Genomic DNA, 19,315 nt, shown 5'->3' with positions numbered 1-19,315 from the left:
AAATTTTTTCTTTTTCAGGGTTGAGTTTTGCGGATGTTGTGTGTCTTATTAATGTATGACGAACAGAAACGACATAGAGCAGCTTTTCAAAGCACATTATGCGCAGATGTACCGGATGGCCGTGGCACTTCTGCACGACGATGATTTTGCGCGCGACATCGTACACGATGTGTTTGTCTCGCTACTCGACTCACGACTCGGCGGACACGTTTTATCGCGTCCCTATCTTTTGCGGGCAATCCGCAACCGCTGTCTTAACCATATCCGGGACTGTGAGATTCATCAGCGCATAGCTAACCGTTATTTCCTTGACAATGATGAATATGACACCGAGGATTGGCCTGATGATGAAACAATTGCCCGGATTTACGGTCTGATCAAGTCTGAAATCTCTCCTCAGGCACGATGGGTGATGGAACTGCGGTTCTCCGACGGTTTGCCCTTTGCCAGAGTCGCAGCAGTAATGGGCATAAGCGAGACTGCCGTGTATCGTCATCTGAGTCATGCAATTACAATCATCCGCAAAAAACTCAATGAAAATGGAGAAGTATGAGTCTAAATATGATGTGGTGCTTGATATTATAGAGCACCCGGAAAATTATACGCCGGAGCAGCTGACTGAAATACTGTCGGATTCTGAAACCAGAGAGATTTACAATCTTCTTTGCAAAACCGATTCTGCGATAGAAGCCGGAAGAGAGATAGATGTCGATGCCGAATGGGAGACCCTTTCGGCGAAACATACTGTCAGCCCGCGTCGTTCATTCTTATGGTCCGGCAGTCGAGCAGCCTCAATCGCAGCTATAATAGGCTCATCAATCATTGCCGTTGCAGCCGGATTTGTTGTCACTGTGGCTGTGATTGACCATAAACCGCAATCGGCCGCTGACGACGTGACTGTTGCGCCATCAGTCGCTGTCGTTTCAACAGATAGCATTACCGTATATAGCGATACTGTAAAAGTTAGTCAGACTCCTGTATTGTTTGAGAATGAGCCTCTTGAAAAGATAATGAAAGAGGTCGCCGACACATACAGTGTAGAGGTCAGGTTCAACAACAAGGAAGCGGCATCACTGCGTCTTTACTACAAACTCGATCCGTCGTTGACGCTTGACGACGTTGTTGGGCAACTTAACACATTTGAGCAGATTAGTATCAGACAAACCGGAAATATCCTAAACCTCGACTGAAAATGTTATCGACCTATCGCTTGCGCAGCAAGAAAACTCTCCTGACCCTGATAATGGTTGCGATGAGCTGCATTTCAGCCGGTGCATACGAATACGACTATTCGTTTGACAACACGCCCATATCAGAAGCTATCATCAGAATCTGCAAAGACCATCCCGATGTAAATATCACATTTATATATAAGGAACTCGATAACTACAAAACGTCAGCAAGAATACATACTGATGATGCCTATGAAGCCTTGCGTCTGACAATCGGACTTAATCCAATATCAATTATCAAAAAAGACCATAATTACTATATCGAGGCACTGCAACATGGAAAATTCTGTTATACGGGCCGAGCCATCGGTAGCGACAACGAGCCTGTGGTTGCGGCGACAGTGATGCTGCTGGCGCCCAAAGATTCGACTGTCATCACATACGGCATAACCGATGAGGCAGGACGATTCTCGATACCTTGTGACAAACAAGGAGTAGTCGGCAAATTGTCATGCCTCGGTTATGAAACGACCTATAAAGAGTCCAGTACGTTTGATATGGGCACAATTCTAATGAAGGAGTTGCCTATCAATCTGCAATCCGTTAAAGTAGAAGGAGATAATGCCTTGTTATTGTCTGATAAAAGTATCTACAGACCTACCCAACGACAGAAGGACGCTTCCCAGACCGCGACTGATCTGCTTGTCAGGATGGCAATTCCTCAACTTAATGTAAAGTTAGGTTCATCCGTTGTAACTACAGCCTCCAATCAGCCGGTAGCTATCTACATAGACTATGTTCCTGCATCGGAGAATGATCTTAAAATGATGAGAATGTCGGATGTCAGATGCGTTGAATACCTCGAATATCCATGAGATCCAAGATTTCAGGGTAATAGATACGTCATCAATTTCAGAATGACACAATATGAATATGGCGGATATGTGAAAGCTTTGGGGACAGAGAATTTCATTGCAAATTCCGGATTTCTGCAAGGCAATGTCCGATTTGTGAAAAACAAGATGACATACGATATAATGTGCTATGGTTATTATATGTCTAACAACCATTTCGGAGTGGATCAGACCGAGACGTTCCGGCTGCCTCAGGATGACGGCGAAATAAAAAGTTTTCAGCGTGAGTCTCGGACGGAGACCTCCAGATACCGCAGACGTAATTATGAGACAAGTTTCAGAGCCTTGTACTCAGGAGATAAGATTACGGCCAACAGTCAGATTTCCATTGGACTTGACGCCACACCACATGACGACAATACAGGAGAGGTAAAATATACAGACAATCTTTTAGGCCGGTCATATTATGAATCCATTGCAGACTCAAAAGCAAAATATCTTAATTACAATGGATATTATTTTTTCAGTCTGCCTGAGAATAATTCTCTTACAGCTTCACTTGGTTATTCATATTCCCACACCAATCAAAGCTCACAATATTCAGAGACTGATATCGCTTCAATATATAACAATGCTGGAGATAATACCCATAAGGGAAACATTGGATTGAATTACAGTCAGACCTTCGGTGAGAAACATTCTATAATGACACATATCAGAGGACTATATGAACATAACCGCACCGACTATTCAGGTTCGGTCAATGCTCTTGACAATTCAACAACTAAATTCGGACAGATTGGTGCTTCCTATAGTTTTGCCGATAAGAAAGTCTCCACATCTTTAGGCTTCGGGTGGAACTGGCTGGCAACAGACCTTAATGACAACAAGGCAATTTCAGACTATCCATATATCGATGCCTCATTCAGATTTGTGCCTGACAGAAAAAACTCATTTGGTGCGGTGTTCCATTATTCAGTATGGCCACCCTCATCCAACTATAAAAGCGACAATATCATTCAGGTGTCTCCATTTCTCTGGCATACGGGCAATCCGCTATTGAAGTCTCACAGAAGTTATGATATAGGCATCAACTACACATTCATTCCATCAAACAGATTCAACATGACCGTTTTTGCTAATTCATGGCTTGTGGGTAACCGGGCGGCGTTTGTCTATGAGGCGACTTCGGAAGGTATAGTCAGAACGATTCAACAGCCTGTAGGCAAGTTCGGTCATTACAACTACGGGATAAATGCTTCTTCCAGTTTTCTTGATGGCAAGCTCTATTTGTCAGGGCAACTGGCTCAGCTTTATGTCCACAATGGATTGCCATACAGCATAAACCACTCCTGTATCAACTTCTATCTACAGGCGCTATATTATCTGGGCAATTTTAATTTTGCCATATCATACAATTCGGAAAATGCAACCGACAATTATAATTCCATGTCCGGGATATGGACAAAAAACAAGGATGCCTTTGTCTTGCAGGCTGGATGGAGCAATGCGTCGTGGAATATTCGGCTGACAGCTCAGAATCTTCAAAGGTGGAACTGGAGATCTTCATACGAAACGATGCGCAGCGAGAATTATTCAGTCAATAAATGGAGCAGCAATGCGTCAGGTCATGCGTTTGTTCAGCTTTCAGTAACATATACACTCGGTTTTGGTAAGAAAGTGAAACAAGGCGATGATATAACCAGACAGGCAGGTGCGTCATCAGGTATTCTGAAATAAAAACAGCTTAATCATACTGACAGTCAAGTCCTCGGCAGTGATGTCGGGGACTTGACTTGTCAGAAGCGGTATTGGACAGAGGCGAGGATGCTGCGCCGGCGTATAAGGAAGTGGTGTTCGGAACGGGATAGTGTACCGTAGTTGACATATTCGTAGCTGCGCCGGTTGAGCAGGTTGTCGGCTGTAAGCGATAGCCGTACTTTGTTGTTAAGACGCCACACCGCTGAGGCGTCAAGGAGTAGGAGATTTGCAGTGTTCCCTTCGGGGAAACGGGTCAGAAAATGCTCGGCTCCTATGGTAAACTGCACAATATCGCTGGGGATTATAGTTGTAAAAATATTCTGCCTGAAGGTATGATAGTCGTTGGTCTCGCCGTTGATTTTCATCTTTGAGAATCCATAGTCTGCTTCATAATTGGCCGAGAGCCATTTCAACAGACTTCCTTTGAAGTAGGGTTTTACACCGGCTGTCATCTGGCGGTATGGTATCACATCGTAATCGCGCATGGAGGAAGCGGACGACACAGAGGCATTGACATCGCAACCTACCACTATCCTGCTGTGTCCAAGTCCCTTGCTGAAACCGCCGTTGACATACCATGAATTGCTGTTATTCAGACGTTGCGCATAGGTCGACACTATGAAGTCGTCTATAAATAACTGGTTTGACATTATTGATGTACGACTGTGGTTATATGTTGCCGAAAGGTTGAAAAACAGAGACTTCAACGGATTACGATAACGATAAGAGAGCGTGGCCGCAATCTTCTGTGAATATTTGTCGGGGTTATCCGCAATGAAGAGGTTACGGTAGTCGGAAAGCACCGGGGCAGTGATATTCATATATGGCTGCGGAGAACCGAGACTATAGGCCACCGAACCGGAAACGTCTGATTTGGAAGTCAGTTGCCGTCTGACATATAGACGCGGGGATGTATTGACATAATCATGTCGGCCGGCCACGGAGTGATGCAGCCATTTCAGCGGTATCCGAAGCGATGCGCGCCAGCCGTTACGTTCGTAATCAATCTGTGGAGTGGCATATAGATTAGACAGGAATGCTTCATGGATTCCGTTGTTGTCAAATTCGCCAAGTCCGGCAAGAGAACTGTTCATACGGAGCCAGTCAAGATCAAGTCCGGCAGTTAAATAATATTTCCAGAAACGTGTCATCTTCCCGAATCTGGTTTCCGTGGTGCTTCGGAAATCAGTAGTTCCCAGACTCTGCACAGCATCTTCGTCACCGGCCACTGTCAATAGGTCCGGATTATGCCCGAAAGTGTTTCGCGATATAAGAGTGAAGAGTTTTTTCTCATTGCGCTTCACAAGTTTCAGGTCGTTTGAGGCAGAGAAACTCTTTCGGTCAACAAGCTGGGCGAGGTCATACGAACCCGTCACTGTCGAGTTGGACTTGTCCCATATTCCCGCTACCGTAAATTTTTCCTTAAGGAAATAATCACGTTTGTTAGTCTGGCTATAGAACTGAGCCGACATGTCATGTGTCTGAGTCCGCTGTGCATTATTCTGGACGAACTGAGGAATCTGCGAGCTGAAATAATCGGTGGTCATCCCGGAATTGTAGTCAAGGCGGTCGCCCATATAATTGAGTTTTAAGCGCATTGAAGTATCATTCTTTTTCCATGCCGTTATCGCGTTGGCCAGCCATGACAGGTTGTCGCGGGTGCGCTTCTCAGTCAGTGGTGCGTTGATAATGTCGGCGGAAATGTACTCAGGCCAAAGGGATTCGGTATAGTCCGAAGAGAACATATCGTCAAAATCATGCTCCCGTATCTCATTTGCCGGGTTCCATCCTGTATTGTCGGCTTTTAATGTAAACATATTCTGAATTTTGGAAGCCATGCGCATTGTGAACAGCGAACCGTCGTAGAGTAATGGCTGAGCTCCGGCCGCCACCTGCGCAACGCCTACCCATCGGCTGCGGGCATCATCCTTCAGTTTGAGATTGATACCTGCCTCCTCCGGGAACTCGATGCCTTCAAGAGCCTTGACAGGCTGATGGTTTTCCATCACTTCGACTGATGCAACATCCTTATGCGAGATGTTGTTGGTGGCAAGACCGTATTGGCCACCTATGAAGTCGTTGCCATCGAGATAGAATTTATTGATTGGCTTTCCCTGATATTCTATAGTGCCGTCATCCTTCACTTTTATACCGGGCAGACGCTTGATGACATCAATGATGGCATTGTCCTTTGCATTTGCATATTTAGCCACATTGAACACAAGTGTGTCACCTTTGGCATATATATCGGGGGCTTTGACTATCACGTCGTTCAGTTGCGTGACTCTGGGACTAAGACGTACACAAGAAAAGTCGGCAGTTACAGGTAGAGACAAGGATTCGTAGCCCATGAAGCGGAACGATATGGAGTCAGCACCGGATTTGGGGGTGATTACGAAGCGGCCTTCTTTGTCGGTTGAGGTAAACGCACCTTTGGATTTCACAATACATCCGGTTACCGGTTCATCTGTGTCGGCATTAACGACTTTGCCACGCAGTTCACCCGGGTCTGCTGCCGAAACCGACAGCAGACCGAGGAAAACGCAAAATATAAAAAAGCTGTATCTGTTCATTTCTTCCAGTCAAGTTCGAGGTAATCGTATGGCAGTTCTATGGGGTCGTATGCGTCGAGTGATGGATTTCCTTCCATGTCGGTGACTGTGATATGACCGCCTGTCGTGGCTTCATAATAGGCGTAAGGATTTATTTCGTAACGATGTTTGGTGTCATAATATCCCTTGCGGTCTGTTTTGTTGAAGGGTACTTTGTAGATGGTGATTGGTCGGTTGGCTTTCGATCGGATACCTATGCACTCGAAAGTGTAGTGTCCGTTCTCATCCGAAGCCTTCATGATGAGACCGGGAAGACCGTGGAGTTTCCAAGGACCGTCCATCAGGGGAATATCCTCGGTGTAGAATACAGTCCACTCGCGTCCGCGGAACTTGCATTGAGCGCTCCGGCATTCGTAACCGAGTACGGTTGTGACCGAATCGGTTAGTTCCCAGTCGAACTTCGGCATCTCTTCCTCGTAGCGGAACCAGTCCTGACATATTTTTTCAGTGTGGGTGAGCTTTCCTGACGGATAATTCTTGTAGATGGTCATGAACTCACCGTTGCTGAGTTTTCCTTCCATTGCTGCGTCGGCTATCTGTTCGGAAGTAGAGCGCATGAGAATGGAATCAACAGTGAGGTTCTTGTAGCTTGAGAACTTCGAGAGTCCGTCCGGCCCTATCTGAAGGAGCATATTGTCGCTTGATATGTTGTCGTCAAGCAAGCCTGTGGTATCTACGCAGCAGCGGTAGTCATAGACAAACTCCATTGTCTCATTGGCGAGTGTTTCTGTTTCGGGGACAGTGTTTTGAAAGATGCTGAGTTGACGGCGCACGACTTTTCCTGATACTGTAGCCCAGATGGTAAGAACGATGGTGAGGAATAAAAAAGATTTTTTCATGTCTGTTGTCTTTTGTTGATTGATTTTCTTGCTGCAAAGTTACTTGCGAGCCGGTCTTAGAGCCGAAAATAATCATTACTCAAACATTATGGAATTGTTACTAAATTATTACTGTCAGGCAAATGGCTTGATATACAGTCACTCCGACAAATTAAAATTGTTTAATTTTGCATCATGGAAAAACGGATAAAGACACTTTATATAGTCACAATCATTGCTATCATCGCTTTCCTCGGAATGCAGATGTATTGGCTGTATGGCCGCTATGAGTTTTCGCTCAAGGAATATGACAGGAATTTGAGTGAAAGGATCACGGCATGTGTGGACGATTATAATGCGATCAGGGCAAAAAGACCTGATAAAAGCGCTGATTCTTTGAAGCAAAAGGGAAACAACGCCGAAGTATTCTCTGTCCCGACATTTTCATTGAAACAGGAGTATGGCGATACGGTAAAGACGACGCGTACTTCTAAAATTTATACATATCTCTTTTCTGCCCACGAACTCCTCGGATTAGAACCGGGAACGCCTCTTTCAGAGGGGCAGAAACAGCGGGCGATGGATCTTGCTCAGGTTCAGATGGCGACACCGGTTGATTCGATGGTTTTCGACGCATCGGGCGCCAGAGATGAAAGTCAGGCGTGGCTTGCCACAAGCAATGTCCAGATTGAAAGAAAATGTCCGTTTGCCGTGGAAGGCATTGACTCAATTTTGCACAAATCCGGAATAAAAGCCCGCATACGACTGATTGAAGCCGACAGTATGGTATGGAATACGACGGTAACAGACCACATTTCAGTTTTCTCGCCGGCCCTGACAATGACAATTCCTTATTCAGAGTTGCAAGGGAAAACCGTATGTATAACAAGCCAGATCAATCCATTTGATGTTTTGCCGGAGATGTGGCAGGCACTTATCATAACACTGCTGGCATCGTGTATGCTCATCGTCTGTCTTGTTTTGCAATTTTCCACCGTGTTGAAGCTGTCGCGGCTCGACAGGATGCGCAACAGTTTTGTCACTACGATGATTCATGAGCTTAAACGACCGATTTCCACGTTAAAAATGTGTGTGTCAGGGTTGGAGAACCCACGGATGATGGAGGATAGGGATGTAAAGAAAGAATTGTTGTCTGAAACAAGAAATGCCCTCGACAATCTTTCGGCCTATTTCTCGAAACTGAGGGACATAACCTTCAACAATGTGGAGCAAATCCCCTTGAATATTCAATGTGTCAATCTGCATGAGCTGTTTGAGACCGTGGCGTCGGCGACGGTGTTGCCTCCCGGTAAGACTGTAAGAATCAGCAACAATATTGATAAATCTGTTGAGGTGTCAGCCGACCGGTCACATTTATATAATATATTGAATAATCTCGTTGAAAATGCCGTGAAGTATTCAGGTGATTCGGTTGAAATCAAAGCAGACGCAATTGAGAACAACGGAAATGTCGAGCTTCACATAAGCGATACAGGCAATGGCATTTCGTCAGGCGATCTGAAGCATATATTTCAGCGTTTCTATCGCGGAAAGGCTTCAGCCGGAGAGCAACCCGGAATGGGACTCGGCCTTGCATATGTGAAATTGCTGGTCGATGCTCATGGCGGCTCTATATCAGCTGGGAGCGACGAAGGCAAGGGGACAAGTTTTACAATAAGATTACCGCAATGATGAAAGCGATTAAAATTCTGTTGGTTGATGATGACATAAAAAACTCGATGCTTCTCAAGCGCTTTATCGAGTCGGAAGGCTATGAGGTAACCTATGCCAACAACGGGAGGGTTGGGTTGGAGATGTATCGTGAAATCCGCCCCGATTTGATTCTGCTTGATATAAATATGCCTGAACTCGACGGATTTGAAATGGCACGGATTATCAGGCAGAATGACAAGAGGGTGATTATTTTCTTTCTTACGGACAGGACAGACAAGGTAGACCGTCTGCACGGTTTTTCTCTCAAAGGGAACGACTATATACCAAAACCGTTTTATCCTGAAGAGCTGATTGCCAAGATCAATGAACGGTTTGAAAGCATGACGGTGAATCAGGATGTAGAGTATCAGTTGGGTGATACCATTTTCCGTCCCAATCTCTCTTCGCTGACCTACCGTGGAGAAACCCACTCACTTTCAGTACGCCAGACAGAAATTCTCCAAATGCTTGCCGACAATTTGGGTAATACGGTAGAGCGTGATGTGATACTCGACAGGATATGGGGCGATTCAAGCTATTCAAACTCTCTCGCTCTTAACGTGCAGATAACATATATCCGCCGGATGCTGACAGATCCGTCAGTTTCAATTGCGTCGATTAAGAAAAGAGGATATATCCTTTCTGTGAAGTGACGATGGCTTGGCTGTAATAATGGCTTTTGATCCGCATAATATAGGAAATGACATAACCGACATAACAATGCTGTATGGTCGGATGTGGGTGTTGGATGAAAAAACAGGGACTGATTCCGTTTTCAGGACTCAGCCCCCTTGTTGCCGGGTTTTATGCTTTCAAAATGGATGTCTATCTGACGATTGTTGATGTGGACGACGAGCGGTAGGCGGGGTCGAAAATCAGATTCAGCACGTGGGCGAGGCGAAGGCCGCCGTTGAGGAATTGATTCTCGACGACAGGTGTCCACTCCGCTACTTCATTGTATGAGATCTTAGAGCCGACTGGAAATGCTTTGTAAACGTCGTCGCATATTTCTATTGTCTGTTTGGCCCAGTCGTCGATTGTGCCGGAAATGATTTCTGCTTCTACGGTTTCGGGCACGCGGTCAATCTGGTTCTGCCATTCCGTATAGCTCCATTTGTGAGCCGATTCTGGGATTGAAGAGTCCCATACGGAATGAAGGTTTGTGTCGCGGCCGAAATATTTGACTTGCGTTCGGTTGCCCCCGAGATCTGTGGCATGGCCCATGTGGAGTGGCTGGTGGAGGTCGCCCATCACATGGACGAGTATTTTAAGGGCGAGCTGTGAATCATTCAAAGGAGTATCTTTGCCGGTGAGGGTTTCAATCTGGGCCTTGATGGCAGTGACTGCATCTCCCGATGGGTTGGCTTGGGCTTCTTCATAGCGTTCGCCTTCATCGACGTTTTTGTAGTGCCAAGTTTTAGTGTAGGCATACTCGGGAGTATGGCTTGCATTGTCAAGCCAGTTTGCCCAATAGACCATCGAACGGCCTTCGAGTAGCGAATCGACAGCCGCCCGGGTTGTGGGCGTAAGATGATTTTCGGCTATAAAAGCTGTCACATCGTGACCTTTTTGCCCCCATCCGAAGGCAGAGATCGCAGCCACGGACATAAAAATAGATATAAAACTGCGTTTCATTATTCAACCGGTTTACATGGATTTTTTATCTATGCAAATCTACATAACTTCCGCCGATTAACCAAAAAACTTTTTGAGTTGCATGATTGTTTGACGAGAAGATAATAATGGTGTCAGGACTCCACCGGCGGTGACGCCGGAATCCCGACACAATCCAGATTATTTATTGTCTTTATTTCATTATGGCTGAGCCGGATGAGGTTATGGTTTGAATTTCGTCGCCTCTTTTGATTTTCTTGCCGAAGCTAAAGGTGTAGCTTGCCGTAAGACGAATGCATCTGTGACTGCTGGAATTGTATACAGTGTTATACTGGTCAAAGTACTCGCTTTTGAGACTGGACGTCTGGTCTATCCAGCTTTTGCGGAAGATATTTACGGCTGCGACGCTGATGTTCCAGTTTTTATTTCGCCAGCCGAGTTTAAACTGATATAGCGACTTGCCTCGGGTGAAGGTTTCATTGAGTGAATACTGCACAAGTCCACGGTCTGCTGTCGAATAATACAGTGAGGCATAGAACGGTTTAAAGTAGTATGTGGCGCTGGCCGAGACCATGAGGTAGTTGTAAGAGTCGTTGTATATTCCTGTCAGTTTGCCGAACCACATGCGTGGCTGTAGCTGTAAGACAAGTGATCGTTTGAACAGACGTGCCGTAAACGAGACGCCGACATCAAAATTCCGGCAGTCGCCGCTGTTTACTATGGAGCGGAGCATCATGCCGTCGGGCCCTGTGGGTGTGAACATCGGGACAGGTCTGTCAAAATACTGACTCCAGCCGCCTGAGGCTGCAATTTGAAATCGATTATTCGGAAGCCAAGTGTATTGGAGGTCAGCCGCTCCCCACCGCGTGTTTTTGAGGTCGGGGTTGCCTGTCTTGTAGAGAAGTTCATTCTCCTGTAGGATTGTAGATGTCTTGTCGGACTGGTCAACGAAATTGCAGTTATAGTTTGCGGAAAAATTGAGCGAATTTTTATCGTTGAAGACATATTGCATGTTGAGATTGAAGAGAGGGAGAATGTCAGACATCGTCGTGTTGTCGATTTTGTTTTGTTCGCCGATTATGCCACCTTCAAAGCGTCCGTAGAATTTTTCCGCATTATATGAGTATCCGGCGAGAGCACCGTAGGCAATCTGCCTGAAACGGTCGGTCGAGCGGGTTGAGCCTAAGTAGTCTACTTTGTCGTGGTTGACTACATAGTATGCCTGCACGTCTACCGTATTCCGGTCATTGATATTCTTGTTGAGCTGCACCATCAGCTGACCCAACATCGCCTTGTCGCGGGCATTATTGACAATGGCGGTCTCACCAGCGCCACGATAGGTGCTGTTGCTTGTCGTGTGCTGATACTGCAACTGTGTCACGGCGTTTAACTGATAACCGTGGCCGATGTCAAAATAAAAGTTGCCGGTCCAAGTGGGATATATAACATTAGAGCTTGCCGTTGAGCTGTAGTCTGACTGACTGTAAATATCGGGAGTGAAAATCACTGAACCCTCAGTGTTGAGGCGTGGACGGTTTGTGGCATCCAGAGAGACTGTGTTGGATATGGAGATTTTTTCAGTCCCGTAGACGGCACGGAAAGATATGCCGAGATTGTTCCGCTGCAACCGGCTGTAGTCCATGACGTTTTCCCGCGTAATCTCTTTCAGAGAGCCGTCGGCTTCGGGGAAACGGAATATCTGTTTCCGGTCAGAGCCCTGATTGTGACGGTCGGTGTATCTGTCGGAAACCACGAGGTCGTAAGTCATGCTCTTATAGGCCATCTTGCCATAGGCCATCCCGCTGCCCGAGCCGGTCATAATATTGTCTTTCCCTGTAAATTTGGCATAGCCTCCGATTTCGTATCTGCGCATGGTGAAGTTTACGACATAGGGTTTATGCTGGTAGCGAGGGTCGGTAGGGTAGACAAGATATTCCACTTTCTTTACGTCCTCCGGCTTTAAAGCATCCAGCTGGGCTTGTGAGGCGGGTTGCTTGTCGATATAAATTGAGACAGTATTTCCGTTAAGGGTGAGAACCGAGTTTGATACGGGATTCACACTGATCTGTGCCATACCCATCTGCGAGAGCAGGTCAATTGCATCCTGAGCTGATTTTTTCTGATTGCTTTCAGGGTAATATGTCGATATTCCGGGTTTGACATTCTGCATCTGTCCTTCGACCACGACTTCGTTGAGTTGCTGGGTCTCAATGCTGTCGTTTTGCGCTGACTGAGCCAAGGTTGTCAACGGGAACAATGCGCAGATGATTGGTAAAGCAGTTTTCATGTTGTTCTATAATTTGAATTACTACGATGCAAAGTTATGGCCTATTAAAATTCCTTGCCATACCTAAAAGTGTACAAATAAACTTAAACCTATTTGTAGTAGCTTTCACTTATCTTAACGAAGCATGCTGCGGAGTGTAACAAAAAAATAGAAAAAATTTTAATAAGCGCTATTTTTGATTATTGTATAACTTTGTAAGAAAAACTATGGAAAACGAGATGTAAGGTTAGGGAAATTGAAAGTTACGGTTTATATATATGTATGATGACAACAGATGACATAGAACAACTCTTCCGGAGCAATTATAAGGAAATGCTTATTCTCGCTAAGCGGCTTCTGCACGACGAGGAAAGTGCAAGAGACATAGTGCACGATGTCTTTGCCTCATTGCTGTCGGGAAATGTAAAGACCGCTACAACCGCTTATCTTCTAAACGGGGTGCGTTTTGCCTGTCTGAAACATATCAGGCATTTATCAGTCAGGGAACGCCTCAATAGTCTGTATGCTGTTGATTGCCAAGAAATCGAAGATGATAAGTGGCCTGATGATGAGGACATCGCAAAGCTAAATGATATAGTTGACAGCCATCTTCCTGAACAGACGAGGAGGATTGTCCGTCTTAGATTCTGCGAGCTAATGACTTATAAGGAAATATCGAAACTTCTCTCCATCAGTGAGGTCAGTGTCTATAAGCACCTGCGTCATGCGATGAATGTTTTACGCCAATATTTCAATGAACATGAAAGATAATACCGACCGGCTTTTAGAGGCAATCGAATATCCCGACCGTTTTTCAGATGAAGAACTTCGAAGAATGCTCGAAGACAGTGAAATCCAAGAGCTTTATAAGATCACCAACAAAACTTCCGATGCTCTGACCGAAACAAAAGACCCGGACATAGATATAGAATGGGAATGTTTTGTCGAGAGACACGGTAAGACGGTTCCGCTTCCAAGCGGGTCATACAGTTCGATAAAAGCCTTTTTTTCTCGAAATGCTGCTGCCATACTGATATGTATGGTTGGCTCTCTTGCGGTCGTGGCAGCTACAATTGGAATTAAATATTCGATTACACATCCCCGGAAAGAATTGCAGCATCAGCATAGTGGAGATGTGATTTCCGTTGTCGCCATGTCAGATTGTAATGAAAAGAGTGATACGGTGTATGATTCAGACATTATGCCTATAGAACCAAAGACGTTGATTTTCAAAGATGAACCATTCATTGCCGTGATACGGACGATTGCAGAGTATTATGGTGCGACAGTGGCTTACGACAGCGATAAATCAAAGGATCTTCATCTGTATTTTAAATGGAATCAGACACTTTCTCTAAAAGAAATCGTTGAGCAACTCAACAATTTCGAGCAAATCAATATAAAACTTGCCGGTAACACTTTGACCATAGAATAACGATGAGAAAGTTATGTTTTGTCCTTGTAGCTATGCTGTGTGTCATCACAACATACGCAAACAGGTTTAGTTATGCCCTCCATTCGGTACGCCTGTCGGATGTTCTTGTCCGTATTGCTGAGGAGCATCCTGATCTTCAGGTCAATTTTATCTATAACGAACTTGGCAACTACAAAGTGACAGCAAATGTGGATACGGATGATGCACACGAAGCATTGAGACAGATTGTCGGCCTTAATCCTGTTTCCGTGATAAAACGGGATGGACGTTATTATATCGAGGCGCTTCAGTATGGCAGGTTTATGTATTCAGGCCGTACAATCGGTACGGATGGAGAAGCTGTCGTTGCAGCAACGGTTATGTTGCTTACCCATAAAGATTCCACTGTCGTCACGTATGGTATGACTGATTATGAGGGATGTTTCTCCATTCCATGCGACAGAGAAGGAGTGACAGCAAAAATTATTTGTCTCGGATATAAGCCGACATACAGGAAATGTGAATCATTCTCATTGGGTAACATAATCATGACAGAATTGCCGGTTCGCCTACGGAATGTAAATGTTGAAGCCGAATATTCACGGACATACACTGATAAAACGGTTTATCGCCCGACTCAGCGTCAAAAAAATGCGTCGCAGACCGGGGTTGATTTACTAAGGAATCTTGCAATACCACAAATAAGCATAAATCTTGTGGATGAATCCGTAAGGACTCTGACAGGTGGCGCGGTGGCCATATATGTAAACGGCTTGCCGGCTTCATCCGAAGAACTGCAGGGGATGAGGACTGCGGATGTGAAAAGGGTGGAGTATCTCGATTTTCCTACAGATCCCCGGTTTAATGGTCATGAGCATGTCATAAACTTTATAATGCAGAAGTATGAATATGGCGGATATACAAAGTTATCCGCGAGCGAGAATGTTATGGTCGGTCTGTCAAGCAGAACTTCCCTATATTCAAAGTTTATATATAAGAATATGATTTTTGATTTATATGCCGGTGCGTCAAATCATGATTTTCATCATGCCGGTACATCCCGGATTGGGGAATACAGACTGACTGCCGATGACAGGAATGACAATACGATAATACGAAAGGAGAAATTTGACAACTCGCATTTCAAATACAATCAGTATCCTGTCACACTGCGTGCAGTGTATGACAGTGACAAAACACAGATTGGCAATACGATCGGTTTCAATTTCGACCAGAGTCCTTTGGCTGAAACCCAAGGTCATCTTTCTTATTCACAGAGTAACGCCACTGCTTATTCCTACAAAAATAATCAGCCCTATACTACCCGACATTTTATATGGTCAGGAGCGTATTATTTTATTCTCCCTGATAATTTTCAGTTAAGCCTGAGCACGAGGGTAAATTACGGACATACCGACTACGCTTATTCCTATGTTGCTTCGTTGCCGGGAAGTGAAGCGATTGACAATACTTCGCGTGAAAATTATTATAAGGTAAGCGGGAGTGCCACACTGTATAAAGGTTTCACGGCCAATCATAGCGCTTTTGCCGCTATCTATACGGGGACAAATCGGAATGACGTGGAATACAGGGGCTCTTCACCTTATGAAAATAAATTTTCAGATAGCTACGCGGGTTTGCGAATCGGATATAATTTTAATAACCGTAGATGGCGGTTCAATTCGAATGTAGCCTTGCAATGGGAACGCAACGGCATCAATGGGGTATACGCAAGTGAGACATATCCATTGATAAATGTTTCAGGTACATACTCTCCTTCAGATCATCATTCGCTACAGGCTTTTATCCATTATGGTGCGAACTATCCCGGGGAGAGTGTCAAGACCCCTAACATTTTGCAGGATAATGAGCTAATGTATAAGACCGGCAATCCGAATCTGTCCCTTTCCCGTCAGGTCACGTTTAATATGAAGTATAACTGGATTGCGGATAATAGATTTTCCATGTCACTCTTTGGTCAGTATTTCGGTGAATATGATTTATATGTTCCGATATTCGAGCCATACAAAAATGGTCATGCCATATTGAAGACATATTCTTCGGATCAGGATTATAATCGAACTCAAATTGGTTTGTCACTTAACCTTAAATTATTCGATGGAAGCATGCAGTTGGCTGCGCAGCCGTCAATTTCCATGTTTCGATATAATGGTTACTACAATATGTCAGAAAATCCTTTCGTGGTCAATGCTTCTGCGACATATTATATAAAACGTTTTTTCGTTCAGGCATCTTATCAAAGTAAGGATAAAACTATCAACGGTAATTTGGGCACATGGTACAGGTCCAGAGATTTCTATCAGTTACAGGCCGGTTGGGGTAATTCGAACTGGAATATACGCCTCTCTGCCATCAATATGTTCAGGGGCGATTGGCTTGCGGCAACTCAGACATTGCATGCTCCGATATACTCGGAAACGATGTTGCAGGGTGGAACTTATTATCATCGAAGGATTAATTTTTCGGTCACCTATACATTCGGATATGGCAAGAAGGTGCAAAGGAGCAATGAAGTAGGTGAACAAGCCGGCGGCTCATCAGCGATATTGAAATAAGATCTCTGAGCTTATTAACAGTGAAGTCCCCGGCAACTGAAGCCGGTGACTTTTCGCTGAAAGCAACCGGAAAATGTGGTTTTTCAGATTTCGGTTGTGATGTGGCTGTCTGTTTAGCGGGAGTTGATGCTATTCAGATTCGTTGTGGTCAGCCGATGGTTTAGGATGGGTATTCCGGTTGTGGCGACGTAGTGAGTCGGCGATTATCCACTGGATCTGTCCGTTGACAGAACGGAATTCCTGCGCCGCCCATGCCTCAACTTTTTCCATTGTGGTGGCGTCGAGTCGCAGCAGGAAGCTTTTGCCTGTTTCTTTCTTTGCCATTCTATAATACTTGCTGATGGTTGCTGTGATGTCGCGCCATCTCGGGAGTGGATGACGCGACGGATTGGGATTTGCGGTTAGTTGTAAAGCGTTCCAGTATTTACCACCGGCTGTGCAGGCTCATCGGCACAGAGTACCACAAGCAGGTTGCTTACCATAGCTGCCTTACGTTCCTCATCAAGCTCGACCACATCTTCTTCCTTGAGCTGATGAAGTGCCATTTTAACCATTGAGACCGCTCCTTCGACGATTTTTTCGCGGGCGGCAATGATTGCAGAGGCCTGTTGACGGCGCAGCATGACGGCTGCAATTTCGGGAGCATAGGCAAGGTAGTTGAGACGGGCTTCGACAACTTCGATACCGGCCATTGACAGGCGTTCATTAAGTTTGTTTTCGAGGAGTTCGACAATTTCCTGACTGCCGCCACGGAGTGTGATTTCAGTTGACGATGAGTCTTCCTCGTCATATGCGAAACGTCCGGTGACTTCGCGGAGAGCGGCATCGCTCTGAATGCTGACAAAGTTTTCGAGAGCGTTGGATGTTGCACGGGAAGCTGCGCTTGACGTAGTCGCGGGAGCGCCGGAGTCGGCGTCGACATCAAACACTGCGCGGTAGGTGTCTCTTACTTTCCATACGAGCACCATGCCGATCATCACCGGGTTGCCGATTTTATCGTTGACCTTTATTGGAGCAATGTCCATGTTGCGTATGCGGAGCGAGATTTTCTTTAGGGTCATGAAGGGGTTTACCCAATAGAAGCCTGTCTGGCGGCATGTGCCACGGTAGTTTCCGAAAAATATCATAACCCGTGCCTGATTGGGCTGCTGGATGAAAAATCCTCCAAGACAGATGAAAAACAGAAATACGAGTATAAGAGAGCCCAGCCACAACAGGATGGATTCCATGTCGGAGGTAAGGAAAAACATCGCGGCTATGATTGCCGGAATCAGAATGATGTTGACGAAAAGCATGAAGAAGCCATTGTAGACACGGCCTTCATAGTTGAATTCTTTGTTGGTGTCAGGATTAGTCATGGCGATGTATTTTAGAGTATGTTGAAATATTTAACGAGTCAGTTGTGATATTAAAATGATATTATTTTATATCGCAAAGATAGCTTTGTTTCCGATTAGTTCCAAATTTTTTCATTGAAATTTCCATCCATGTAACAGACGGTAAAACCGTCGGAAATTAAACAGCGATGACAGCGCCCCATAAAAAGGAAGCTGTCATCGCTGTCGTCTGAGAGATATGTCTGATTTTTAGAATGTCGGCATACGCCCGGTTTTTCAGGCTTTCGGCTCTTCCTCGGCTTTTTCTGCTGCGGAGGCAGCCTGTGAGTAGCGGTTATAGGCTTTTGCCATGCGGGTATGGTAGTTTCGGCGTGCATATCCGGGGCCGTTGTAGCCTCGGGCAAACGTAGCCCAGTTTTTGTCCTGAAGCGGTTTGAGAAGGTTGGAGTTGACTATGAATTCGGCAAACATTTCGAGCTGTTCGCGTTCGGAGGTCGACATGCGTTCTACGAAATCGTCGAGATTCTTAGCTCCACATTTCTTCCAGTTGAATCCGCCAATCTGGAACATGCCCCAGAATGTGCCTTCAATGGCCGCATGCGGGTTTATTGACATAGCAGCGTCGAGACGACGGTAAGCCCTTGTCTGTGAGCCTCGCGATGAGGTGAAGACAACGGAGTGTGATTTGCTGTATTTCGAGAGATTGACACCGCGGCGGGTGGCAAAACGGCGAAACATAGTCAGATCAAAATTGATAAGCGGTTTGCCGGGCGAAGCGAAGCCTTCGTGTGAATGACCGGCTTCAATTTCGACAACGGCTTTAATGGCAGCTACCTCGACTCCAAGTCGCTGGGCCACCTCTTCAAAATCTTCCTCTGTAAGCTTGATGATCGTGTCGGAGAGAAGATTTTCACATTCTGCCAATACTTGGGAGAGGTTGTCGGGGCTTGAGTTCAACGAAGATTCTTCGTTTTTAGAGAAAAGCACCGCCGAGAAGAGAGCAGCAAGCATGAGCAGAGCGAAACGTCTGTACATAAAAATTTACTTTAGTAAAACAATTCCCTTGTGCACCGCACGGTGCGGAGGGGATAACTATCTCAGAAGTGATGATTTTACTCAGGGTTTCATGCAGAGTCCATACCTTTCGCTGCATTGGCTCGGCATTACACCTGACAATA

Annotated in this window: 16 protein-coding genes; 9 read left to right on the top strand and 7 right to left on the bottom strand. The window is 45.4% G+C overall.

Going from position 1 to position 19,315, the window contains the following annotated elements; all coding sequences use genetic code 11:
- The first annotated feature begins 55 nt into the window (after positions 1 to 55).
- Genes E7747_RS01900 through E7747_RS01885 form a run of 4 tightly spaced genes read left to right on the top strand, consistent with a single transcriptional unit; the run spans position 56 to position 3,766 of the window.
- Positions 56 to 553, top strand: a complete 498-nt coding sequence (locus E7747_RS01900; RefSeq protein ID WP_136413784.1) for an RNA polymerase sigma factor — start codon at positions 56 to 58, stop codon at positions 551 to 553.
- On the top strand, positions 540 to 1,190 hold the full coding sequence (locus tag E7747_RS01895) for a DUF4974 domain-containing protein (RefSeq protein WP_168185186.1): 651 nt from the start codon (positions 540 to 542) through the stop codon (positions 1,188 to 1,190). The genes E7747_RS01900 and E7747_RS01895 overlap by 14 nt, the downstream gene beginning before the upstream one ends.
- A 2-nt stretch (positions 1,191 to 1,192) precedes the next feature.
- On the top strand, positions 1,193 to 2,047 hold the full coding sequence (locus E7747_RS01890) for a carboxypeptidase-like regulatory domain-containing protein (protein WP_136413780.1): 855 nt from the start codon (positions 1,193 to 1,195) through the stop codon (positions 2,045 to 2,047).
- Between the two features lie 42 nt (positions 2,048 to 2,089).
- Positions 2,090 to 3,766, top strand: a complete 1,677-nt coding sequence (locus E7747_RS01885) for a porin family protein (RefSeq protein ID WP_136413779.1) — start codon at positions 2,090 to 2,092, stop codon at positions 3,764 to 3,766.
- A 59-nt stretch (positions 3,767 to 3,825) separates the two neighbouring features.
- Here the strand turns inward: E7747_RS01885 and E7747_RS01880 are convergent, their stop codons facing one another.
- Positions 3,826 to 6,360 carry a carboxypeptidase-like regulatory domain-containing protein gene (locus tag E7747_RS01880; protein WP_136413777.1) on the bottom strand — a complete coding sequence of 845 codons (2,535 nt, stop codon included), beginning with the start codon at positions 6,358 to 6,360 and terminating at the stop codon, positions 3,826 to 3,828.
- A complete protein-coding gene (locus E7747_RS01875) occupies positions 6,357 to 7,238 on the bottom strand; it encodes a GLPGLI family protein (RefSeq protein WP_136413775.1) in 882 nt (293 codons plus the stop codon). The genes E7747_RS01880 and E7747_RS01875 overlap by 4 nt, the downstream gene beginning before the upstream one ends.
- 174 nt (positions 7,239 to 7,412) lie before the next feature.
- Between E7747_RS01875 and E7747_RS01870 the strand changes: the two genes are divergently transcribed.
- Together E7747_RS01870 and E7747_RS01865 are read left to right on the top strand one after the other, a co-directional pair.
- Complete coding sequence (locus E7747_RS01870) at positions 7,413 to 8,909, top strand: sensor histidine kinase (protein WP_136413773.1); 1,497 nt, start codon at positions 7,413 to 7,415, stop codon at positions 8,907 to 8,909.
- Positions 8,909 to 9,583: a response regulator transcription factor gene (locus tag E7747_RS01865; RefSeq protein ID WP_123613346.1), complete on the top strand. Its 675-nt coding sequence runs from the start codon at positions 8,909 to 8,911 to the stop codon at positions 9,581 to 9,583. The genes E7747_RS01870 and E7747_RS01865 overlap by 1 nt, the downstream gene beginning before the upstream one ends.
- A 172-nt stretch (positions 9,584 to 9,755) precedes the next feature.
- Here the strand turns inward: E7747_RS01865 and E7747_RS01860 are convergent, their stop codons facing one another.
- The gene (locus E7747_RS01860) at positions 9,756 to 10,538 is read right to left on the bottom strand and encodes a S1/P1 nuclease (RefSeq protein ID WP_228449298.1); all 783 of its coding nucleotides are present in this window, start codon (positions 10,536 to 10,538) and stop codon (positions 9,756 to 9,758) included.
- Positions 10,539 to 10,737: 199 nt separating this feature from the next.
- Positions 10,738 to 12,831, bottom strand: a complete 2,094-nt coding sequence (locus tag E7747_RS01855) for a TonB-dependent receptor (protein ID WP_136413769.1) — start codon at positions 12,829 to 12,831, stop codon at positions 10,738 to 10,740.
- A gap of 261 nt (positions 12,832 to 13,092) precedes the next feature.
- Here E7747_RS01855 and E7747_RS01850 point away from each other — a divergent pair, with 261 nt between their 5' ends.
- From E7747_RS01850 to E7747_RS01840, 3 genes are read left to right on the top strand one after another with little or no spacing between them, the layout of a single operon-like run.
- Entirely contained in the window at positions 13,093 to 13,581 is a 489-nt protein-coding gene (locus tag E7747_RS01850) for a sigma-70 family RNA polymerase sigma factor (RefSeq protein WP_123612993.1), read from the top strand.
- Positions 13,571 to 14,245 carry a DUF4974 domain-containing protein gene (locus E7747_RS01845; protein ID WP_168185185.1) on the top strand — a complete coding sequence of 225 codons (675 nt, stop codon included), beginning with the start codon at positions 13,571 to 13,573 and terminating at the stop codon, positions 14,243 to 14,245. The genes E7747_RS01850 and E7747_RS01845 overlap by 11 nt, the downstream gene beginning before the upstream one ends.
- Positions 14,246 to 14,247: 2 nt before the next feature.
- Positions 14,248 to 16,800: a porin family protein gene (locus tag E7747_RS01840; protein WP_136413764.1), complete on the top strand. Its 2,553-nt coding sequence runs from the start codon at positions 14,248 to 14,250 to the stop codon at positions 16,798 to 16,800.
- 129 nt (positions 16,801 to 16,929) lie between these two features.
- On the opposite strand, the gene E7747_RS01835 is transcribed toward E7747_RS01840, so the two are convergent.
- The 3 genes from E7747_RS01835 to E7747_RS01825 all read right to left on the bottom strand — a co-directional run bounded on the left by E7747_RS01835 (position 16,930) and on the right by E7747_RS01825 (position 19,172).
- Positions 16,930 to 17,124: a DNA-binding protein gene (locus E7747_RS01835; protein WP_123612996.1), complete on the bottom strand. Its 195-nt coding sequence runs from the start codon at positions 17,122 to 17,124 to the stop codon at positions 16,930 to 16,932.
- Between the two features lie 77 nt (positions 17,125 to 17,201).
- Complete coding sequence (locus E7747_RS01830; RefSeq protein ID WP_123612997.1) at positions 17,202 to 18,158, bottom strand: SPFH domain-containing protein; 957 nt, start codon at positions 18,156 to 18,158, stop codon at positions 17,202 to 17,204.
- Positions 18,159 to 18,413: 255 nt separating this feature from the next.
- The gene (locus E7747_RS01825) at positions 18,414 to 19,172 is read right to left on the bottom strand and encodes an N-acetylmuramidase family protein (RefSeq protein ID WP_136413762.1); all 759 of its coding nucleotides are present in this window, start codon (positions 19,170 to 19,172) and stop codon (positions 18,414 to 18,416) included.
- Positions 19,173 to 19,315: the final 143 nt, after the last annotated feature.

This window comes from Duncaniella dubosii, from assembly GCF_004803915.1.
GTDB lineage: Bacteria > Bacteroidota > Bacteroidia > Bacteroidales > Muribaculaceae > Duncaniella > Duncaniella dubosii.
This window is presented reverse-complemented; position numbering and strand designations above follow the sequence as displayed.